Annotated in this window: 18 protein-coding genes; 14 read left to right on the top strand and 4 right to left on the bottom strand. The window is 40.5% G+C overall.

The annotated features are described in order from the left end of the window. Positions 1-436: 436 nt before the first annotated feature. The 3 genes from EVJ47_03115 to EVJ47_03105 all read right to left on the bottom strand — a co-directional run bounded on the left by EVJ47_03115 (position 437) and on the right by EVJ47_03105 (position 4,634). Positions 437-1,723, bottom strand: a complete 1,287-nt coding sequence (locus EVJ47_03115; GenBank protein RZD15275.1) for a toll/interleukin-1 receptor domain-containing protein — start codon at positions 1,721-1,723, stop codon at positions 437-439. An 87-nt stretch (positions 1,724-1,810) separates the two neighbouring features. Further along, on the bottom strand, positions 1,811-3,496 hold the full coding sequence (locus EVJ47_03110; protein ID RZD15274.1) for a hypothetical protein: 1,686 nt from the start codon (positions 3,494-3,496) through the stop codon (positions 1,811-1,813). A 460-nt stretch (positions 3,497-3,956) separates the two neighbouring features. Further along, positions 3,957-4,634 carry a hypothetical protein gene (locus EVJ47_03105; protein RZD15273.1) on the bottom strand — a complete coding sequence of 226 codons (678 nt, stop codon included), beginning with the start codon at positions 4,632-4,634 and terminating at the stop codon, positions 3,957-3,959. Between the two features lie 302 nt (positions 4,635-4,936). On the opposite strand from EVJ47_03105, the gene EVJ47_03100 reads away from it, so the two are divergent. Beyond that, positions 4,937-5,365, top strand: coding sequence for a hypothetical protein (locus EVJ47_03100; GenBank protein ID RZD15272.1), 429 nt, complete (start codon positions 4,937-4,939; stop codon positions 5,363-5,365). 97 nt (positions 5,366-5,462) lie between these two features. On the opposite strand, the gene EVJ47_03095 is transcribed toward EVJ47_03100, so the two are convergent. Continuing rightward, positions 5,463-6,422 (bottom strand): LysR family transcriptional regulator, encoded by a 960-nt coding sequence (locus EVJ47_03095; protein ID RZD15271.1) that lies wholly within the window; start codon positions 6,420-6,422, stop codon positions 5,463-5,465. Positions 6,423-6,580: 158 nt separating this feature from the next. Here EVJ47_03095 and EVJ47_03090 point away from each other — a divergent pair, with 158 nt between their 5' ends. The 13 genes from EVJ47_03090 (at position 6,581) to EVJ47_03030 (ending at position 18,747) form a co-directional block, all read left to right on the top strand. Then, complete coding sequence (locus EVJ47_03090; GenBank protein ID RZD15270.1) at positions 6,581-7,585, top strand: DMT family transporter; 1,005 nt, start codon at positions 6,581-6,583, stop codon at positions 7,583-7,585. A 62-nt stretch (positions 7,586-7,647) separates the two neighbouring features. Then, positions 7,648-7,842, top strand: a complete 195-nt coding sequence (locus tag EVJ47_03085) for an XRE family transcriptional regulator (protein ID RZD15269.1) — start codon at positions 7,648-7,650, stop codon at positions 7,840-7,842. Beyond that, positions 7,817-8,440, top strand: coding sequence for a gamma carbonic anhydrase family protein (locus EVJ47_03080; protein RZD15268.1), 624 nt, complete (start codon positions 7,817-7,819; stop codon positions 8,438-8,440). Before EVJ47_03085 ends, EVJ47_03080 begins: the two co-directional genes overlap by 26 nt. Positions 8,441-8,478: 38 nt before the next feature. Continuing rightward, complete coding sequence (locus EVJ47_03075) at positions 8,479-9,063, top strand: YbhB/YbcL family Raf kinase inhibitor-like protein (protein RZD15267.1); 585 nt, start codon at positions 8,479-8,481, stop codon at positions 9,061-9,063. A 127-nt stretch (positions 9,064-9,190) separates the two neighbouring features. Continuing rightward, entirely contained in the window at positions 9,191-9,601 is a 411-nt protein-coding gene (locus EVJ47_03070) for a hypothetical protein (GenBank protein RZD15266.1), read from the top strand. Between the two features lie 134 nt (positions 9,602-9,735). Next, complete coding sequence (locus tag EVJ47_03065) at positions 9,736-10,422, top strand: class I SAM-dependent methyltransferase (protein RZD15265.1); 687 nt, start codon at positions 9,736-9,738, stop codon at positions 10,420-10,422. A gap of 101 nt (positions 10,423-10,523) precedes the next feature. Next, positions 10,524-10,805: a hypothetical protein gene (locus tag EVJ47_03060; protein ID RZD15264.1), complete on the top strand. Its 282-nt coding sequence runs from the start codon at positions 10,524-10,526 to the stop codon at positions 10,803-10,805. A gap of 40 nt (positions 10,806-10,845) precedes the next feature. Next, complete coding sequence (locus tag EVJ47_03055; GenBank protein RZD15263.1) at positions 10,846-11,436, top strand: isoprenylcysteine carboxylmethyltransferase family protein; 591 nt, start codon at positions 10,846-10,848, stop codon at positions 11,434-11,436. 143 nt (positions 11,437-11,579) lie between these two features. Then, positions 11,580-13,706 carry a molybdopterin oxidoreductase family protein gene (locus EVJ47_03050; GenBank protein RZD15262.1) on the top strand — a complete coding sequence of 709 codons (2,127 nt, stop codon included), beginning with the start codon at positions 11,580-11,582 and terminating at the stop codon, positions 13,704-13,706. Positions 13,707-13,755: 49 nt separating this feature from the next. Further along, the gene (locus EVJ47_03045; protein ID RZD15261.1) at positions 13,756-14,331 is read left to right on the top strand and encodes a type II secretion system protein; all 576 of its coding nucleotides are present in this window, start codon (positions 13,756-13,758) and stop codon (positions 14,329-14,331) included. 119 nt (positions 14,332-14,450) lie between these two features. Further along, on the top strand, positions 14,451-14,837 hold the full coding sequence (locus EVJ47_03040; GenBank protein RZD15260.1) for a hypothetical protein: 387 nt from the start codon (positions 14,451-14,453) through the stop codon (positions 14,835-14,837). Between the two features lie 17 nt (positions 14,838-14,854). Next, positions 14,855-15,850 (top strand): lactate dehydrogenase, encoded by a 996-nt coding sequence (locus EVJ47_03035; GenBank protein ID RZD15259.1) that lies wholly within the window; start codon positions 14,855-14,857, stop codon positions 15,848-15,850. Between the two features lie 98 nt (positions 15,851-15,948). Next, entirely contained in the window at positions 15,949-18,747 is a 2,799-nt protein-coding gene (locus EVJ47_03030) for an isoleucine--tRNA ligase (protein RZD15258.1), read from the top strand. Positions 18,748-18,791: the final 44 nt, after the last annotated feature.

Raw genomic sequence — 18,791 nt, 5'->3', positions numbered from 1 at the left:
TGAAAGTTAATGCCGAAATCTTTACGTCAGCACTTAAACATAGGGCTTGACGAAATTGACAGAATTGATTTATACGGCTATACTATAACTGCTTAGATTGCTTTTACAGGCATTGAAACAATAAATAAGAAGATACAATTTCGGATACATAAGATTTTTAATAATTAAAATTAATAAATAAAATCAATAAGTTAAACTATGTAGTTATAGGACTCTGACTCCCATTACGGAGGTTCGAATCCTTCTCCCCCAGCCATTTAAAAACCGCAGTATTTAACTCATTACGAAGATTTTTCGCTTGACACCTGCAAAAATGGGGACAAAAAAAATCTGAAATAAATTTCATGTCGGTGAATCTGCTTAAAAATGGCATGTATTTATACGCTCATTTTGCCGGAAATAAATTTACATGACTAAATACGCTATAAAAATAGTTTTACTTAAATAAATTATGAAAGACACTGCCCCAGTTAGGCCCGTTAATACGAATATTTGAAGTGTTATTGCTTTTTTTGGCATTTTTTAATTTATTATATACATTTACTATCTTAGAATTAGCATCTGGTCTGGCAATAAGCCATTTTCCATTTTTATAATAGTACTTCCATGTACCCTTTCCTTCAAACATATTTTTTGAAATTCTTCCCGAATATAAATATTTGGAGGTTGAAAAAGCATATGTAGTCGCGAAAGAAATATGTCTGCCATTTATCGTGCCGGTTATATGGCCCCTGTGTACGACTCCAAACATTTTATTTTTCATCGTGCCGCTTATATTGTTTCCATTTTCATTGATGTCCATTGTAAAAGGAATTAATATGGTTTTGCCTGCTGATGTGAATTTCGTAAAAAAACCTACCCAGTTTCCAGCTATATTAATCTTCGGACTTATGCTTGTAATAGTTGGCTGAGGTAAACCTGGATGAGGAACATAAGCAACAACAGTTCTTGGCCGTCGTTTATTCGGATGCGGAGCATATACGGCGGTTGGTTTTGTGATAGGTATGGGTTTAACAGATTGTTTCGGTTGTGTTTTATTAGTAATCACACGGGGCTTGTAGTTATTTGGCACAGGATTTGTAAAATTGCCGGTTTTTTCCTTAGTTTTGGCGCCAGGATTAAATTTAAACCCCAACCGCAAGAAGCCGTAAATGCTTAATAAGGCAATAGCTAATATAGATATTATAACCCAATAGGATTTTATATGTTTTTTCTTTGCAAGATATACAGGTACAGGTCTATGCAAATCATTTATGGGCATCTGTTCGGTTTGAATCTTCGACTGCACAATTATTGCTTTTTCCAATTCCTCTCTTTTTTCATCATCATTATTGAAATTATATAAATCAATGTAGTTTATGCGTTCAAAGAGTGGCGGTATCTTATGAACCTCTTCAAATAGCACGGGAATAAAAGAATAATTATTATCCTTTTCAGAATGATGCATGGCGGCTGAAAATTCTTTATAACACCAGTTTTTTCCAGAGTCATATCCTTCAAAATAATTTTTGGTTATGACAGAAATTGTTCCGCGGGTATTTTCAAGTTTTGAATTAATTGATATTTCAAAGTCTTCGCCTGGTTTAATATCTTTCATAGTAACATAACTATATCCCTTTTTATCCAATAAATTTTCAAGCCATGCAACATAGCCTTCATCTATATCGCTTTTTTTAAAACTTATAAAAAAATCGGACTTATCTTTGTTATTATCCATAAGCATTTTAAATAATTAAAATTTAATAATTTTTACAATATTAAACTATAAAATAGAAACTCAAACATGTTTCCCAATCTTTTATCTACCGGTTTATTGTTTGGGAAGTCCTTCGGGAAGTTTCCTGTGCAGTAAAAGCCAGTCTGCATTTTCCCTTAAAGCCTCACGTCCAAGCATTAAAAAAATCCTCTGTCTCGATTCTACATCCTTCGAATTTTTAAGTAACTTGTTCGCGCGCTCGAATATTCCTTGCATACGGGAATACTCTTTAATATGTTCCGTAAAACCCATCCTTACCGAGTAGGTCTCAAGGATTGCTGCATAGGCGGGCATAAGCGCTGTCATGGCAATAAGTAGATTTAATGGCGGAAGAATGCCTGTTAAACCTTTTATCAGCGCCAGAACCGCGCTGATAAAACCTAACAAAAGAAGAATAATCGTGATAGTGCGTATAGTCGTAAGCTTTTTTTGGTCCCTTGCTTTTGCGCCCGTATAGTATTTTATTTGCCCATTTATCCAGTCCTTTTGAACCATCTCGAAGTCCGGTTTTATTTTAGGTTTGATGACATTTGCCGACCTCATCGCTTCCCTTACCCATTGAAGCTCTTCCGCCTGTTTGCTCAAATAGTTGTCCGCTGCATCCTCGTGAAGACCGGCAAACCTTAGAAAAAATACCACCCTTAGCCCCTCGGCAAGAGACCTATAGTTTATATAAGATTCACGGTTTTTATGATACCTTGCGATTATAAATGCTGCCAATATATAAAGGGTTATGTAAAAAACGAGGAGATATCTTATGTTTATAAACGAGTATATAATAAAGTCGGTGACGATAAGCCCAGTTATAACAAATAGAAGCTTCTGGGAAAACAGCCATTTTTTCTGATGTTTTAACGACAAGGCATCGGCATTGGCATAAAGGTATGCTATGTCTTTTTCCTTTTCAAAATCTTTAAGAGATGTTAAGTATTTCAAAGATTTATCCGCGTCTTTAATGGTCAATTTTTCCGCTTCAAAATTAAAGTTGTCAATGGGTCGGAATGCGGTGTCGCCCTTCTTAAAATGGTCGTTATGGAAAAGACGCTCAGCCGTTCTGTCTATTATTCGAAATACGCCACCCTCCTTTTTTTTACCTTCTGTCGCCATAATAATGTTAACCTTGGCATTGTAAGGAACGGATATATCGATGTTTTTTCTTCTTCTCGTAAGTATGTGGTATACTGGGCCGCTGTCGGGGAAGTCCAACTCGCATCGGTTAGTGGCATATTCATGCGGAAGGCCTTCCGATTGAAAGCGGATAATATCCGATGTGCCTCCGGTAAGGCTTGTATGTTTGCCGTCCCATAAGGCTACCAACACTTGGGAATATCTCACTATAAAGGCTCCGACAAGCTGGTATCTTTTATCCCTTTCTTTTCCATATTTGCTTATGGATTCTATTTTGTCTTTACCCAGAGGGAGTTCAAAAAAGTCTTTTGCATTTGAAATATAATGATCGAACTCGGAAACAGTGTCAGGAAAGTCGTTTTTATAAATATTTATCGGCAAAGGGAGGGGTGAAACATATTCTATGTTTTCTTCCAATGCCACCTCGGCGGCAAGCCTGTCGGCGCCTTCAGCAAGCGGCGTTATGAGGAGCAACGGCGTATTGGGATACTCTTTTCTTAAATCATCAAAAACATCTTTTATGCGCTTTTTAAGTAAAGGGATATCTTCTTCGACTAAATCCCTGTGTCCGGTTATGCCGACCGTAAGATAAAGTTTAGCAAGATATGTCATTGCTTTTTCCCCTATAGTCTTTTTATGATATTGCTGTCATACTAAATGGATTAATATTCCGTTTTGTCATAATATCATAGGGAGTGGCCTATTTTATCTTTATCATCCTTTTTTAAGTTCGTTTAATTTTAAAAAGAATTTCCAATATTTTTGATTTAATTAAATAATATTATAAGATAATGAAGAAATACCGGCAATAAATATAAACGCATGCCGCAAGCAAAATAAGCGGAACTATGAAAATACCCGCAAACATTACCATTTTGATTATCGTCGGTTTTTATTTATTTCTTTGTGTAAATTAGTAAGAGTATAAGATTTAATTAATTATTATTTTAAAGGATTATATTGTATAATTTATTCATTGTCAAAGCATTTTTTAAAACTAATTATTTAAAATTACTAAGTTATATTATAATATATTATGGCCTCTTTGGGAGCAGGAGGCCGCTGATTCGCATCACGATAATTTCTTTTTTCTAATCTCGAGGCCGCTTTTAACCAATGCCGATTCGAAATCGGGAAAGGATTTCATCCTTTTTTCGGCTTCTTTGCCTTTCCTTCCGCCATTCCATATACTAAAGAGCATATGGAGCGCTTTTTTATTGTCGGTCAGTTCTTCAGGAATAAAGCCTGCTTTTTTAGCCGCAGTCATAACGGTGTTAGGCGGCAAAGGTGTTGCTTTAAGCCATATTCCCCTTAATTCTCTTAAAAATATATTAACGGTTACATCCCCGATGCCCTTGCCGAGGGCTTTTAACCTGTTCTCGAGGTCTTTCCCGTCCGATGCCCTTGAGTGCAATATATTTAGGTTTCCGTTATAGTTTTCGGTCAGCGATTTGCAAACCTCGAGAAACTTTGTTGCGGTTTTAAAATCGTATCTTGCGTAACCCCCTTCATCCAGAATTGCGACAAGACCGTCCCATCCTATTTTTAAAATATCTTCGGGGGAGGCGATGTCTTTCGATATTAATTTATTATATGTTTTTATCGCAATACTTCCCGATATTCTTGCTCCGAAAAGCATGGAGGCGATAAACCATTTAAATATTTCGTCCGGATTTGAGGCCGAAAGACGGATGCCCAAGCTTGACGAAAATCTGCCGCCGTATTTGTTTATAAGCTCTTGAGGGTCCATAATATGAAATTATACTCCTAAAAATTCAAAAAACAAAAACGCCAAGCGCGGGGATTAGCGCGGAGGGGGAGGAGAGGGTCAGTTGCCGGCTCGCCCGCCCACTCGATGCCGGATAAATTTAACCCGCTGTTTCATTATTATCGGCGCATTGCCGATGCATTGCCGCCAACACTTGACAACTTCTTTTTTAGTGGTAAAATCCTAATATACCATAATATATGTATATTGGCGTCGTTAAAAATAATTTATATAATCGGCAATTATATAAATTATTAAAATTTAATAAAAAGGGGGTGAATAAAATGAAAATAAAATCCAGTTACGCAAGTTTATTCGGTACAAATCTAAAATGGTTCGTTTTAGTATTAGCATTATCACTGCCTATGATATTTTTATTCGGGGTAAAATCTTCCAGCGCCATTTATCCGCGCCCTTGCCCGGGTTGTCCCGTGCATCCGCCGATAGGGCAATTTTATTATCTTATTACATGGCACGGTCAAAGAGTGCGGCTTAGACTAGTTAAAAATGTCACGGTAGAAAAAGACAGGTGCCACAGGCTTGTCGGCATGGGAACTAACTTCAGAACCAACAATCCTTATTACATGAAACTTGACGGGAAAAGCCTTAAAGTCTGGGTTGACCTCAGGTGGCCAGGATTCTACGTCGTGCATAACGGCATGCAGGGTCCTCAACCCGTTTACGGCACATGGCTGTTTAAATCGCTGCGTTAACCGATCATTTTAGCCGGCAATATTTATTATTTATATTGCATATTGCCAAATTATTTCTTCCCCCTTCGCCTTAAAAGGCGGGGGGGGGGAGAGAAACTCAAGAAACATCTCTCCCGATTTTAAAATGCTCTTCTATCCATTTCCTCGTTATTTCTATAAAAGCCTTTGCGGATAAGGAAAGGTTGTCTAAAGAACAGGAAGGGCGGTATGCCAGAGCAATTTCTCTTTTTATTTCGGGGCTTAGGGGAACCGAACATATGCCCGCATAATTTAGAGGAACGGCAAGCTCCGGCATAATAGCTACGCCTATGCCTCCCCTGACCATTTCTATAACGGTGCTTATATTCCTGACTTCTATTTTTTTAATTTCGTCTATATTTTTCATTATGTTTATTAAATTAGACGCTATAAGCATGCCGCAGCTCGACCCCTTAAATGTTATAAGATGTTCGCCGGCAAGCTCTTTTATATTTATATGTTTCTTTGAACACAAGGGATGTTTTGCGGGAAAGACCCCGAGCATCTTATCCTCCAAAAGAGGGATAGTCTTAAGCCCGTCTTTGTCCGCACCTTCGATCTGCGAAGATGCGCACTCGGACAAAGGTACAGAGGACGATACGACGAACCCGATATCCACCGCTTCGCTTATTATCCAGTCCCTGACCTCCAAGTCCGTACCTTCAAACCATGAGATTTCTATTCCGGGATACTTTTGTTTGAATACCTTTAAAATCCCGGGCAGGATTCTTACGGAAACGCTTTGAAAGCATCCTAATTTCAGTTTTCCGGTCTGCAGGTTTTTTAACGCCGAAATTTCTTCTTTCGACCTGTCTATGCGGCTTAGAATATCTTTCGCAAGAATATAAATCTTTTCTCCCGCTTCCGTAAGGGAAACACTTCTCTTATTGCTTTTAACGAGCTTGATTTCCAGTTCGTCTTCCAAAGACGCAATGGAGTGGCTCACGCCCGATTGCGTTATGTGCAGGATGTCCGCCGTTTTGGTAAAGCTTTCCGTTTCGACCACGGTTTTTAAAATGTTTAATTGGGTAAGCGTCATGAGTAAATTATCATTTTAATTATAAATATTATTCATTTGACTCATTATATAACAGGTTTTATACTGTATGCAAGATAATATTAAGGTAAGTTGTTTCATTTTTAAAAATAACTTTATTTAAATAATTTCATGGTTGGAGCGGGGAGGGGGTGTTTTTGATGAAAAACGCATATAAATTAATATCGGGCGTGTTGCTATGTTTAATCTCTACGATAGCGTGGGGCGGGATGTTCCCAGTCATGGACGGCGCTTTAAAGATAATGGATCCATTTTATTTCACAGCGTTAAGATATACGAGCGCATCCATAATTTTTTTTATACTTCTCGTAATTTTCGAAGGCAGAAAAGCCTTTAATTTTAAAGGAAAGGTACTGCCGCTATGGCTTTTCGGCTCCGCGGGATTTGCCGGTTTCGGATTTCTTGTCTTTTTAGGCCAGCAGATGATATCGGGGGCTAAAGGCGCGATAATTGCGGCAGTCTTTATGTCAACTATGCCCCTTATGTCCGCCGCAGTCTCATGGGCGGCAACCGGTAAAAAACCTAATAAATTTACTTTTATTGCTATTTTTATCGCGCTTATCGGGGTCTTGCTCGTCATCACCGATGGAAACCTGATGCTTCTTTATTCGATGAAAAAAAGCCTTTTGGCGGATGTTTTTATGTTGCTTGGAGCGTTTTCATGGGTAATCTACACTTGGGGGATAACAAAATTCGCAGGGTTTTCCCCTCTGCGTTATACCGCCTTAACATGCGCAATGGGGGATGTTACGATTCTTTTTGCAGTAGTTTTGGCGACTGCCCTCGGCTGGCTGCATGTGCCTGCCGCGAACGAAATATCCGGCGTATGGCGGGAACTTTCGTATATGATACTTATAGCCGGGGTTATGGCGGTCTTCACTTGGAACGCGGGCAATAAAATTATAGGACCCGTTAACGGGGTTCTGTTTATTAATGCGGTGCCGGTAACGACTCTGATAATTGCTTCGTTATCGGGGCGCAAAGTAACCCTTTTCGAAATGTCGGGCGCCTTGCTTGTTATTGCCGCGCTGGTTTTAAATAACATTTATCAGCGCAAGGCTTTGAGAATAACGGCGGTAAAGAGCATGAGCGATGTTAGAAACAGTGAACCTAAAAGCATAAGCGCCGAAGGAGAAATAAATTAGATTTATGGATGAAAAGATAAATATTTCCTTGATTTTTATATCTTATAAGATATAACATTATAATGAATGGGGTAAAGATCGGAACTACTCAAGCCGTAATTTCGAGAATCGAAAACGGAAACGTCAATATAGGAATAGATACTATACAGAAAGTAGCAAAAGCTTTCGGCATAACCGCGAGGTTAAGTTTTAATTTAACCGTTAAAGATAAAATAAGGAAACATCTAAATAATGATAATCAGGCACCGGGGTTTTGAGCCTCAAATAGGCCATTCCGTCTTTGTCGCCCCTACAGCGGTAGTTTGCGGAAAGGTCGGCATAGGGAAAGACTCCCGCATAATGTACGGGGCGGTATTAGATTCCGAGGGTTCCCATATAGAAATAGGCGAATGCGTTATAATTTTAGAAAATGCCGTTATCAGGGCTACCGCCTTACCTGATAAAAATAATCCCGTTATAATCGGAAATAACGTCAATGTTGGGCCGCATGCAACGCTTTTGGGATGCACCGTAGGACCCAATTCGTTCATCGCAACCGGGGCTACAATTTTGCACGGTGCTATTATCCAATCCGGAGCCGTGGTCGCCGTTTCGGCCTTCGTCCATGCCAATACCGTTATTCCGAAGGGTTTTCTCGTTCCGCCCCATACGGTTGCGATAGGCAGTCCGGTTAAGATTTACGGTACGGATGATAAAGAGGCTCTTGCGGATGCCGTAAGGGCTGTCGGATTTGTTAAAGCCGCATACGGGGTAGAAGCAGACTGGGAAGACGGGGGCAAGCGGTATAAAAGGGTAACCGAAGCAAGGTCTAAAGAATTAGGGGAACATTTTAACGATATTATTCTGGATAAATAATAAATAATCGTTAATTGGTTTAATTCGGAAGGACGGAAATGTCTAAAGAATATAGCATAAGTAAAATTAAAATACTCCCCGTATTCCCCGTATTAATAGGCCTGTTTTTCACGGTAATTTTTAACATAACTTTAAATTTCGTATTTCCTGCTCCCGCTCTTGCCTTAAAACTGACAACCGGCTCTTTTAAAAGCGGCGGGGTTATACCTGCTATTTACACCTGCGAAGGAAGCAATCTTTCTCCTTCGCTGTCATGGACGAATGTTCCCGCCGGAACGAAGACCTTCGCCGTAATAATGAAAGACATGGATGCGCCCGGAGGCGTTTTCTACCACTGGTTGATTTACAATATACCCGGTAACGCAAGAAGCCTTAAAGAAGGCATATCCCCAAGCCGCCGCGCCGTTAACGGCTTTTATGCGCAGGGGATTAACGGTTTCGGCAACACTGGTTACGGAGGGCCGTGTCCCCCGCAGGGCAAACCCCACAGGTATTTTATAACTTTATACGCTCTTAGCGCAAAATTAGAATCAGGCAGGGGGGTAAACGCGGGAGAACTTATAAACGCGATGAAAGGACGCGTACTGGATTTGGTTTCGGTAACCGGTTATTTCGGGAGTTAAAGATATAAATGAATTCTACACATAAAGACCTCTCAAATAATCCTTTATCGTGCCATTATGATTTCCGTTATGCTATAATGGCGCATAAACCAGTTAAAACTAAGTAAATAATTTTAGAGGAGTAAAAATGGAAACGGACGCTGTTTTTATCAGAACGCCGGAAATAAGCTGGACGCCCGCAAGCTCTATTTACGGTGAAAGCGTAATGCATGACGGCAAAGATATAGTATTCGTTAAACAGTTGACTAACAGGCTTGAAAACGGAAAAGGAGTTGCTTATTTAATTAAATCCCTTCCTCCCGAAGGCAAGATAATCAGAATCGTAGCGGTTGCCCGTTCCGACGAGCATGTTTATATACTCGAAGGCGGACACTGTTACAGGAACGGGGAACGAAGATTTTTCCCCGGAGATTATGTATTAAATCCAGAAGGTCATCCGCATGCCGCTTTAGTTAATATCGAAACCACAGCCCTTGTAATATGCACCGGTGCAACGGACGAGATAAAAGAATTTACGGTAATAGAACCAAAGCCTTAAAAATATCCGTATCTTAAATTTGCTTTCTTATAAACATGATTATTAACGACTATAAAATACTCGAAGAAATCCTTAACGGTTCAAGCGTAGGAGTGCTTGTAAAAAAAGAGTAAGATATATTAAAAAATAATATCATGAACCAAAAAATCAGAGATACCTTTGACTCCATAGCTTCTAAATACGATATTAACAGAAAAAAATTAATTCCGTGTTTCGACGACCTTTACTCCATTTCCGTTTCTTTAATAAGAAAAACTTCCCTGCCCCTCGATGTTTTGGACCTCGGAGCGGGAACAGGGCTGCTCACCTCTTTTCTTCTTGAAAAATATGTCGACGCAAATGTTACGCTTATCGATATGGCATCGGGAATGATGGATATCGCCAGAATGAGATTTAAGGATAAGAGAAATATAAAATATATAATAGGCGATTATGCCGACTATGATTTTAAAGATACCTTCGATGCAGTAATTTCTGCGATGTCTATTCATCATTTGCCCCATGCCGGCAAAAGGCGGCTGTTTACAAAAATATATAATTATCTTAAGCCGGGAGGTATATTCGTCAATGCCGAACAGGTTTTAGGAAATACCGAAACAATAGAATCTTATTACAAAAAGGAATGGGAGAATTTAATCAGGCAAAACGGGCTTTCTGAAGACGATATAGCGGCATGGAAGGAAAGGTTGAAATTAGACAGGGAGGCTACCATCTGCCAACAGATAAAATGGCTTAAAGAAGCCAGTTTCGCGGATGCCGACTGTGTGTATAAATTTTATAAGTTTGCGGTAATATTCGGTATAAAGCAATCGGGCAGATGACCCTGATATTAGAAGGCAAGATGGAAGTTTGGTAAATTTTGAAAGTATAACTTGCAAAATGTTCTACTTATCATATATTATAAATATATGATAAGTAGAACATTGAAAATATTTTAATAAAACTTGCAAATCAATATCCTGTTGTTACTATTACAGGACCGAGACAAAGCGGGAAGACTACATTAATAAAGCATGTTTTCCCCGATAAGAAATACGCGAATCTTGAAACCCCGGATATAAGACAGTTTGCCCTTGCCGACCCCAAAGGTTTTTTGAACCAATACGACAATGCTATCTTAGACGAAATACAGCGGGCGCCGGAAGCCTTAGTTAACTTAGTTAAAGTAAAGAATATGTTCCCGAAGGCAGATACGATAAATTAACAGGGAAATGGTCTAAAATTATAAATCAAAAGGATGATTAATGTCCTATCCGATCTGGCTTAAATACCCTTATTCCTATATTTTTTCCGCGGTTCTTATTTTGATATTTATTTCGCATTTCTTTATACTCAAGAAACCCTTAGGTTATAACAAAGGAAAGGTATATGACCGCAGATGGACGCAAATATATATTGCATCGGTCGGTATCGCCGTCTTATCGGGTTTTTTATTATCCTTCGGAAAAATAGGGAGGATTGAAGGGCATGGAGTTTTTTGGTTTTTTTCGGGATTAATTTTTATGCTGGCAGGTTCGATAATCCGTTTAGTTGCGCTTAGAACGCTGGGGAAATATTTCTCCATAATGGTTGCGATTCAGCAAAATCATACATTAGTAAAAAAAGGAATTTACAGCCTAATAAGGCATCCTGCCTATACAGGACTTTTTCTTTTCATGCTGGGCATGGGGTTGTCTTTGGGAAATTGGCTCAGCCTGTTTATCATCTTTGCCGCAAGCGTTACTATCGTTTTCGTCAGGGTGCCTTTAGAGGAGAAGGCTTTGATAGAGAAATTCGGGGACGAATACCGCAGTTATATGAAGAAAACAAAACGTTACATACCTTACCTGTTTTAGCGCAGATTTAGTTCTGCATGTTCAGTCATATCTTTGCCGGATTTTCAATAAACGGTTCTGTTTTGGGGTTAACTTAATCTTTCGATTTAACGATGCTTTTATGTTAAAATATAAAATAAGTATTTTAACCGAGGATTGAACCGATGGAAATTTGCTATTCCGTTTGTCCGCATGACTGTCCCGACACATGTTCGTTAAAGGTGGAAATAGATAACGGCAAGATAATTAAAGTTGCGGGGAACCCGCTGCATCCGGTAACAAAAGGGGTTATTTGCGAAAAGGTCAGGGCTTATCCCGAGCGCATCTATAATCCTTCGCGGATACTATATCCTATGCGCAGAACCGGGAAAAAAGGCGCCGCCGGACGGCTTGACGGGTTCGAAAGAATAAGCTGGGAAGAAGCCGTAGAGACAATCGTAAAACGGTGGCAAGAGCTTATCAGGACATCCGGTCCCGAAAGTATTTTGCCGTATTCTTACGGAGGAACCGAAGGCGTAATAAATCACGGCAGTATGGATAGGCGCCTTTTTAATAAAATAGGGGCAACGAGGCTTGAGCGTACTATATGTTCCGTTGCCGGAAATTTAGGTTACCAGCTTGCTTACGGAAAGTCTGCCGGCATGAATCCGATAGATACGATTAGCTCCAGATTAATAATATTTTGGGGCATCAACGCTTTGGAAACAAATATGCATCAGGCTATTTTTGCCGACAATGCCCGAAAAAACGGCGCAAAAATTATAGCGATAGATGTTCATAAAAATAAAACCGCAAAATGGGCGGACGAATTTTATTTAATTCTGCCGGGATCCGACGGCGCTCTGGCTTTGGGTCTTGCCCATGTCATAATAAGAGACGGATTAGCCGACGAAGTATTTTTGGAAAAATATTCGCGCGGCTTCGAAAGTTTTAAAGCGAAGACAAAGGAATATCCGCCCGGACTTGTTGCGGACTTGACCGGTCTTTCGGAAAACCAGATTGAAAACCTTGCCCATTCTTACGCCGAAATAAAGCCGTCTTTTATCCGCATTGGAAACGGCCTTCAGCATCATAGCAACGGGGGCATAAACACATGGGCTATTTCACTGCTGCCCGCATTGACTGGAGCTTGGAAAGAAAAGGGCGGAGGCGCTTTGAGATCTAATTCGGGTCATTTTCCGTTAAATAGCGATGCGCTAGAAAGGCCCGATTTGCTTAAAAATTCTCCAAGGGCGGTAAACATGGTCCAGCTTGGAAAGGTCTTATGCGGGCTTAATCCCCCCATCCGTTCGGTTTATATTTACAACAGCAATCCGGCGGTCGTAGCGCCGAATCAAAATTTAGTTTTAAAAGGACTGGCGCGGGAGGATCTTTTCACCGTCGTGCATGAACAGGTTATGACCGACACGGCAAAATGGGCGGATATTATCCTGCCCGCTACCACAAGTTTCGAACATGCGGATATGTATGTAAGCTACTGGCACACTTCCCTTCAGTGGGCTGATCCTGTCATCGCAAGGGTCGGCGAGGCTAAACCGAATATCGATGCGTTTAAACTTATAGCAAAGGGTTTAGGCTTTACCGAGCCCTGCTTTTCCGATTCGGAAGAGGATATAGCCGGCAAGGCGTTAGACCTCCCGTACTGGCGCGAACAGGGGATAACATTAGACCGGCTGAAAAAAGAGCGGTTTATTACGCTGAATGTTTTAGACCGTCCATTTGCCGAAGGCAGCTCTTTTACTCAGTCGGGCAAAATCGAGTTTAAAAGCGGGAAAGCCGCCGAATTAGGGTTAAAAGATATACCGGATTATAAGCCTATTAGGGAAAAACGGCTCAGCGATGGTAACGGCGGGATCTATTTTTTTAATGCCCCTGCCGGTGCCGGCGAAAAAATACCGGCTGAACCCGATTTCCCGCTAACGCTTATAACTCCGCCGAACCACTTTTTCTTAAATTCCACTTTTGCCGATACCCCTTCCCTTAAAATTAAATCAGGGGAGCCGTTTTTAGAAATTAATCCGAAAGACGCTAAAGTCAGGGAAATAAACGACGGCGATCTCGTTAAGGTTGAAAACATGCGGGGCAGCGTCGTTATAAAAGCTAAAGTGATTGATTCGGTTTTACCCGGCGTCGTGGTTTCGGCCGGCTTATGGTGGAAAGAAAACTATGAAAACGGGAGCGGGGTGAACGCTTTAACGCCGGATAACTTATCCGACATAGGCGGAGGAGCGACCTTTTTCTCGGCATCGGTAGAGGTTAAGAAAATATGCTCTAACGATATTATACCATAATCTCGATTTAGGGTTATATAATTAAACGAAACGGGGAAGGCAGTTTTATATGTATAAAAATAACAATGGTTTCAGCCTTGTCGAGATAATAATGGTCATAATCCTTCTGGGGGTTATAGGCATCGTCGGGACGGTCGGGCTTAATTCCGCCGTTTCGAGCGACAGGGGGATGTATGAAAGACAGCTTCAATCGGCAATAAGATATGCCCAAAATTATGCAATGGGCCATTTCAAATATACGGCTGTCGTGTTTTCCGCTTCCGGTTCAAACCCTTCATGCAATTTGGCGAATAGCGCAGCGAGTTATTCGGGTTATGCGGTATGCGCTTGCAACGGCGCAGCAACTCCGGCTTTAGAGCCGCTGCCAAATCCGCTTGCGCAAACGACAAGCAATTTTTATGTATCTATGAATTACGGTATAAATTATATGGTTGCGCCGGGCGGAAACTATAACTATATTGCGTTTAATTCGGCTGGCGAGCCGGGGACATTGTCTTCCGCTTGCTCCGGCTTCACCCCATTGCCGCCGCCGTCCCCTGTCAAAATATCTTTCGGCTATTTGCCGTCCCAGTCATTTTACCTGTATCCAAACACCGGACTTGTAAGTTATAACGGGAACCTTTAATGTTTAATAAGCCTTAAAATAAAAAATTCTTTCATAAGTTTTTTAAAAAGGTTCACAAATTAATCCCCAAGTGGTATAATGGAAAAAATTAATTTTAAAAAGTAGGGGGGATTTAATTCATGAAAAGCCTTAAAGGTTTTGCAATTCAAACTATTTTGTCAATTTTTTCTTTTGCCTTTATTTTATCCGTTTTGCCCGGTATTTCTTTTGCCAAATTTTATTGTCCGCTCGGTTATTCCTATAATTCTAAAATACAACTTTGCGTCGGCAAGGGGAGCCTAAAAGGATACAATACGACCCCGAGCACAAAAATAAATATATTTAAGGGGGAAAATCACATTTATATATGTCCCGATAACTATATATATTCAAAAAATATCCAGCTTTGCAAAGGCGAGGGCTCTTTAAAAGGTTTTACCGCCCAGCCCACCGTTAAAACAATTGCCGTAAAAACAGTCGAAAAGTCAAAAAATATTAAAAACTCTAAAAAAATAAAGAAAAGTTAATAGCATTTATTGTTTAAATGAACATAGTTGCGATATTAAGGTCAAGGGAGATGTTCGGCATTTTAAAACCGTATCTTTCGGGACATAATGTAACACATTATACAGGGAAGGACGATTTTTTAAACGATATTAAAAAGGCAAATGATTCTAATTTAAAAGACGAATTAATTTTAATCGTAAATGCAGGTATCGGTATAGGCGAGGATATTTTATCCCTTGGTAATGTTAAGTTAATTCAGCAGTTCGGGATTGGATACGAGAATGTAGATATGGATTACGCCTCTAAAAGAGGGGTGCTTGTATTTAACGCTCCGACGGTCGGTACCTATAACGCCGTTTCGGTTGCGGAGCTGTCCCTGTTTTTTATTCTTGCGCTTGCAAGAAATTATAACGGATGCGTAAACTCGATTAATCACGGTGTTGCAAACGAGCCTATGGGACACAGCATTTCCGGAAAAAAATTTGGGATCGTCGGGCTTGGGGGAATCGGGCTTGAAATTATCAAAATATTAAAAGCAGTAGGCGCCGAAATTTACGGTTTAAAGCATAGCAAACCCGGGGCGGATTACGCGAAAAATATGGGCATTAAATTTGCCGGCACGGTAGAAGGCGACTTTAAAAAGGTTTTGCCGTTGGTCGATTATCTTATTCTTGCCGTCCCTCTGGCCGAAAATACCCAAAACTTGATTAACGACGAGGCGATAGGTTTAATGAAAAACGGTTCGTTTATAATAAATGTCGGAAGGGCGGGTTTAATCGATAAAGGCGCGCTTATAAAAGGATTAAAAAGCGGAAAGATTAAAGGGGCCGGGCTTGATGTATTCTGGAAAGAGCCGGTGCATATAAGCGATGAAATATTTCACTTTAATGTTATCGCAACGCCCCATATCGGCGGGGCAACCTTCGAGTCTATCGCGGATATTTCCCGCATTTGCGCCGAAAATATAAACGGCTGGCTAAATAGCGGCGATTTAACGAATTGCGTAAATAAAGATTTAATAACTAAAATTTAATTTCCGGATTACCGCTTCGCTCTCGCACCTGACGGTGCTCGTGAAGTTCCTTCGGAACTTTCCCGCTTTCGCGGTAATGACAAATTACAGGAACTATTATGGATTATAAAGACAGCTTGAACCTTCCGAAGACCGATTTCCCCATGAAGGCAAATTTGAAAGTTACCGAGGAAAAACTCCTTCGGGAATGGGAAGAAAATAAGCTTTACGAGAACCTTATAAAACAGGCGCAAAACAGGTCAAAAACATTTATTCTTCATGACGGCCCCCCTTATGCCAACGGGCATATTCATCTGGGAACGGCTTTAAATAAAATATTGAAGGATATAATAGTCAGGTTTAAACTGATGTCGGGGTACAACGCGCCGTTTATCCCCGGCTGGGATTGCCACGGGCTTCCGATCGAACACAATGTCGATAAAACTTTAAAGTCTAAAGATTCTATTTCAAAGAGCGAAAAGAGAAAACTTTGCCGCGAATACGCCGGCAGGTTTGTGGATGTTCAAAGGCAGGAGTTCAAAAGACTTGGAAGCATCGGCAGATATGACGACCCTTATCTTACGATGAACTATTCCTATGAAGCAAACACCGTTAGAAAGCTGGCGGATTTCATCAAAAACGGCGGGCTTTACAGGGCAAATAAACCGATTTACTGGTGTTCATCCTGCAAAACCGCTCTTGCGGAGGCGGAAGTCGAATATGCCCAGAAGTCGTCCCCTTCGATTTATGTCAAGTTTAGAATCAAATCTAACTTAGGAGATATTATTAATTATGCCGAGATAGGCGAAAAGGATATTTTTGCGGTAATCTGGACTACTACGCCGTGGACTATCCCGTCAAATCTTGCCATATCTTTAAATCCCGACTTCGAATATTCTTTTGTTGACAACGGAGGAGAGATTTTTATCCTCGAAGAAAGCCTTGCGGATGAATTAATGAAAAAATTCGGGTATCTTGATTATAGGGTTATAGCGAAAACAAACGGTAAAAATTTGGAAAATAAAATTGCGGCACATCCGTTTATAAATAGAGATTCGTTGTTAATACTGGGTTCGCATGTTAAAAAAGATGCGGGAACAGGGCTTGTTCATACGGCGCCGGGACACGGGGACGACGACTACGCTGTCGGCCTTAAATACAACCTTCCGGCTTACGCCCCCGTCAATAACGAGGGGAGATTTTTAAAAGATGTGGATACATTTGCGGGGATGCATGTATTCGAATCGAATCCTCATGTGATAGAAAAGCTTAAAGAAGCAGGCGCTTTGGTTCTCGAAGAAAAGATAGACCATTCTTACCCGCACTGCTGGAGGTGTAAAAATCCTGTAATTTTAAGGTCAACAAAACAGTGGTTCATTTCCATGGGCATTAATAACTTAAGGGATAAATCCCTTAAGGCAGTAGAATCCGTTAACTGGATTCCGAAATGGGGCATAGACAGAATTTCCGGCATGCTTGAAACGAGGCCCGATTGGTGCGTTTCAAGGCAGAGGTCATGGGGCGTTCCTATAACGGCATTTTATTGCAAAAATTGCGGCGAGGCGTTTATAGATTACGATTTAACACTTAAAATAGCGGGCGAGTTCGAGAAATACGGGGCGGATTTATGGTTCGATAAACCGGCGGATTATTTTATAAACTTAAGCGAAAAAGAGGTTAAATGCAAAAAGTGCGGTTCGAAGGAATTTGAAAAGGAAGAAGATATACTCGATGTCTGGTTCGATAGCGGGGTTAGCTATTACTGCGTGTTAAAAAACGATAAAGAATTAAAGGGCAATGCTTTTGCTTTTCCCGCTGACTTATATTTAGAGGGTTCCGACCAGCATAGGGGCTGGTTCCATTCAAGCCTTCTGATAGGGGTCGGAACAGGCGACGGCGCGCCTTATAAAACGGTTTTAACCCATGGTTTTGTGGTTGACAGTTCAGGAAAAAAGATGTCAAAGTCTCTGGGTAATGTCATAAGCCCCGACGAGATTATAAACAAGTACGGCGCCGATATATTAAGGCTTTGGGCGGCATCGGAAGACTATAAAAACGATATGAGAATATCGCAGGAGATAATCCAGAGGCTTTCGGAAGGATACAGGAAGATAAGAAATACATTGCGGTTTATGCTTGGAAATTTAAACGATTTCGACGATGGGCGAGATGCCGTTAAATATGAAAATATGGGGGATATCGACAAATATGCTCTTCACAGGTTAGTCCTTTTATCCCAAAACCTTATCAGGCACTATTCAAACTACGATTTTCACTTAGTTTATCAAAATACATATAAATTTATTATAGAGTTTTCTTCCTTTTATCTCGATATCGTTAAAGATATACTTTATACGGATGCCAAAAATTCCGTTAAAAGAAGAGCGGTTCAATCGGTCCTGCACTTTTCGTTAAATATTTTCGTCAAATTTCTGGCGCCCATAATGCCTTTCAGCGCGTCCGAAGCATGGGGATATTTTAGGAAATCGGGAAAACTTGACGATATTTTCCTCGAACAGCTTGATGAACCTGCCGAATCTTATGTAAATTTTGAGATTGCGGAAAAATTCGATAAATTAATCGGGATAAGGGATGTCGTGTTATCAAGCCTCGAAAAGGCAAGGGATAAAAAGTTTATCGGGAGTTCGCTGGAAGCAAAGGTTATTTTAAAGGCAAGTAACGAGGATTACGATTTACTGAACGGGGTTAAAGCCGAAGCCCTGAAAGATTTATTTATAGTTTCGGGAGTTGCGATAGAACGGAACACCATGGCGGATTTTAATATTACCGAAGCCGTCGTGGAAAAAGCCGAAGGGGAAAAGTGCGCGCGCTGCTGGAAATATGACGCAAGCGTGGGGAAACATACCGATTATAACGATGTTTGCGACAGATGCCATGATGTTTTGATTAATTTGTAAACATAAAAAGGTGCATAAAAGGTATCAGATTTTAAATCTGATAC

The organism is Candidatus Acidulodesulfobacterium ferriphilum, from assembly GCA_004195035.1.
GTDB classification, from domain to species: domain Bacteria; phylum SZUA-79; class SZUA-79; order Acidulodesulfobacterales; family Acidulodesulfobacteraceae; genus Acidulodesulfobacterium; species Acidulodesulfobacterium ferriphilum.
This window is presented reverse-complemented; position numbering and strand designations above follow the sequence as displayed.

Coding starts and splice junctions, on each gene's coding strand:
- EVJ47_03115 (RZD15275.1), bottom strand. CDS start 1,723: ATGCTTATGGATAATAACAAAGATAAGTCCGATTTTTTTATAAGTTTT.
- EVJ47_03075 (RZD15267.1), top strand. CDS start 8,479: ATGTCTAAAGAATATAGCATAAGTAAAATTAAAATACTCCCCGTATTC.
- EVJ47_03040 (RZD15260.1), top strand. CDS start 14,451: ATGAAAAGCCTTAAAGGTTTTGCAATTCAAACTATTTTGTCAATTTTT.
- EVJ47_03090 (RZD15270.1), top strand. CDS start 6,581: ATGAAAAACGCATATAAATTAATATCGGGCGTGTTGCTATGTTTAATC.
- EVJ47_03050 (RZD15262.1), top strand. CDS start 11,580: ATGGAAATTTGCTATTCCGTTTGTCCGCATGACTGTCCCGACACATGT.
- EVJ47_03065 (RZD15265.1), top strand. CDS start 9,736: ATGAACCAAAAAATCAGAGATACCTTTGACTCCATAGCTTCTAAATAC.
- EVJ47_03105 (RZD15273.1), bottom strand. CDS start 4,634: ATGGACCCTCAAGAGCTTATAAACAAATACGGCGGCAGATTTTCGTCA.
- EVJ47_03085 (RZD15269.1), top strand. CDS start 7,648: ATGAATGGGGTAAAGATCGGAACTACTCAAGCCGTAATTTCGAGAATC.
- EVJ47_03045 (RZD15261.1), top strand. CDS start 13,756: ATGTATAAAAATAACAATGGTTTCAGCCTTGTCGAGATAATAATGGTC.
- EVJ47_03035 (RZD15259.1), top strand. CDS start 14,855: ATGAACATAGTTGCGATATTAAGGTCAAGGGAGATGTTCGGCATTTTA.
- EVJ47_03110 (RZD15274.1), bottom strand. CDS start 3,496: ATGACATATCTTGCTAAACTTTATCTTACGGTCGGCATAACCGGACAC.
- EVJ47_03100 (RZD15272.1), top strand. CDS start 4,937: ATGAAAATAAAATCCAGTTACGCAAGTTTATTCGGTACAAATCTAAAA.
- EVJ47_03055 (RZD15263.1), top strand. CDS start 10,846: ATGTCCTATCCGATCTGGCTTAAATACCCTTATTCCTATATTTTTTCC.
- EVJ47_03030 (RZD15258.1), top strand. CDS start 15,949: ATGGATTATAAAGACAGCTTGAACCTTCCGAAGACCGATTTCCCCATG.
- EVJ47_03070 (RZD15266.1), top strand. CDS start 9,191: ATGGAAACGGACGCTGTTTTTATCAGAACGCCGGAAATAAGCTGGACG.
- EVJ47_03095 (RZD15271.1), bottom strand. CDS start 6,422: ATGACGCTTACCCAATTAAACATTTTAAAAACCGTGGTCGAAACGGAA.
- EVJ47_03080 (RZD15268.1), top strand. CDS start 7,817: ATGATAATCAGGCACCGGGGTTTTGAGCCTCAAATAGGCCATTCCGTC.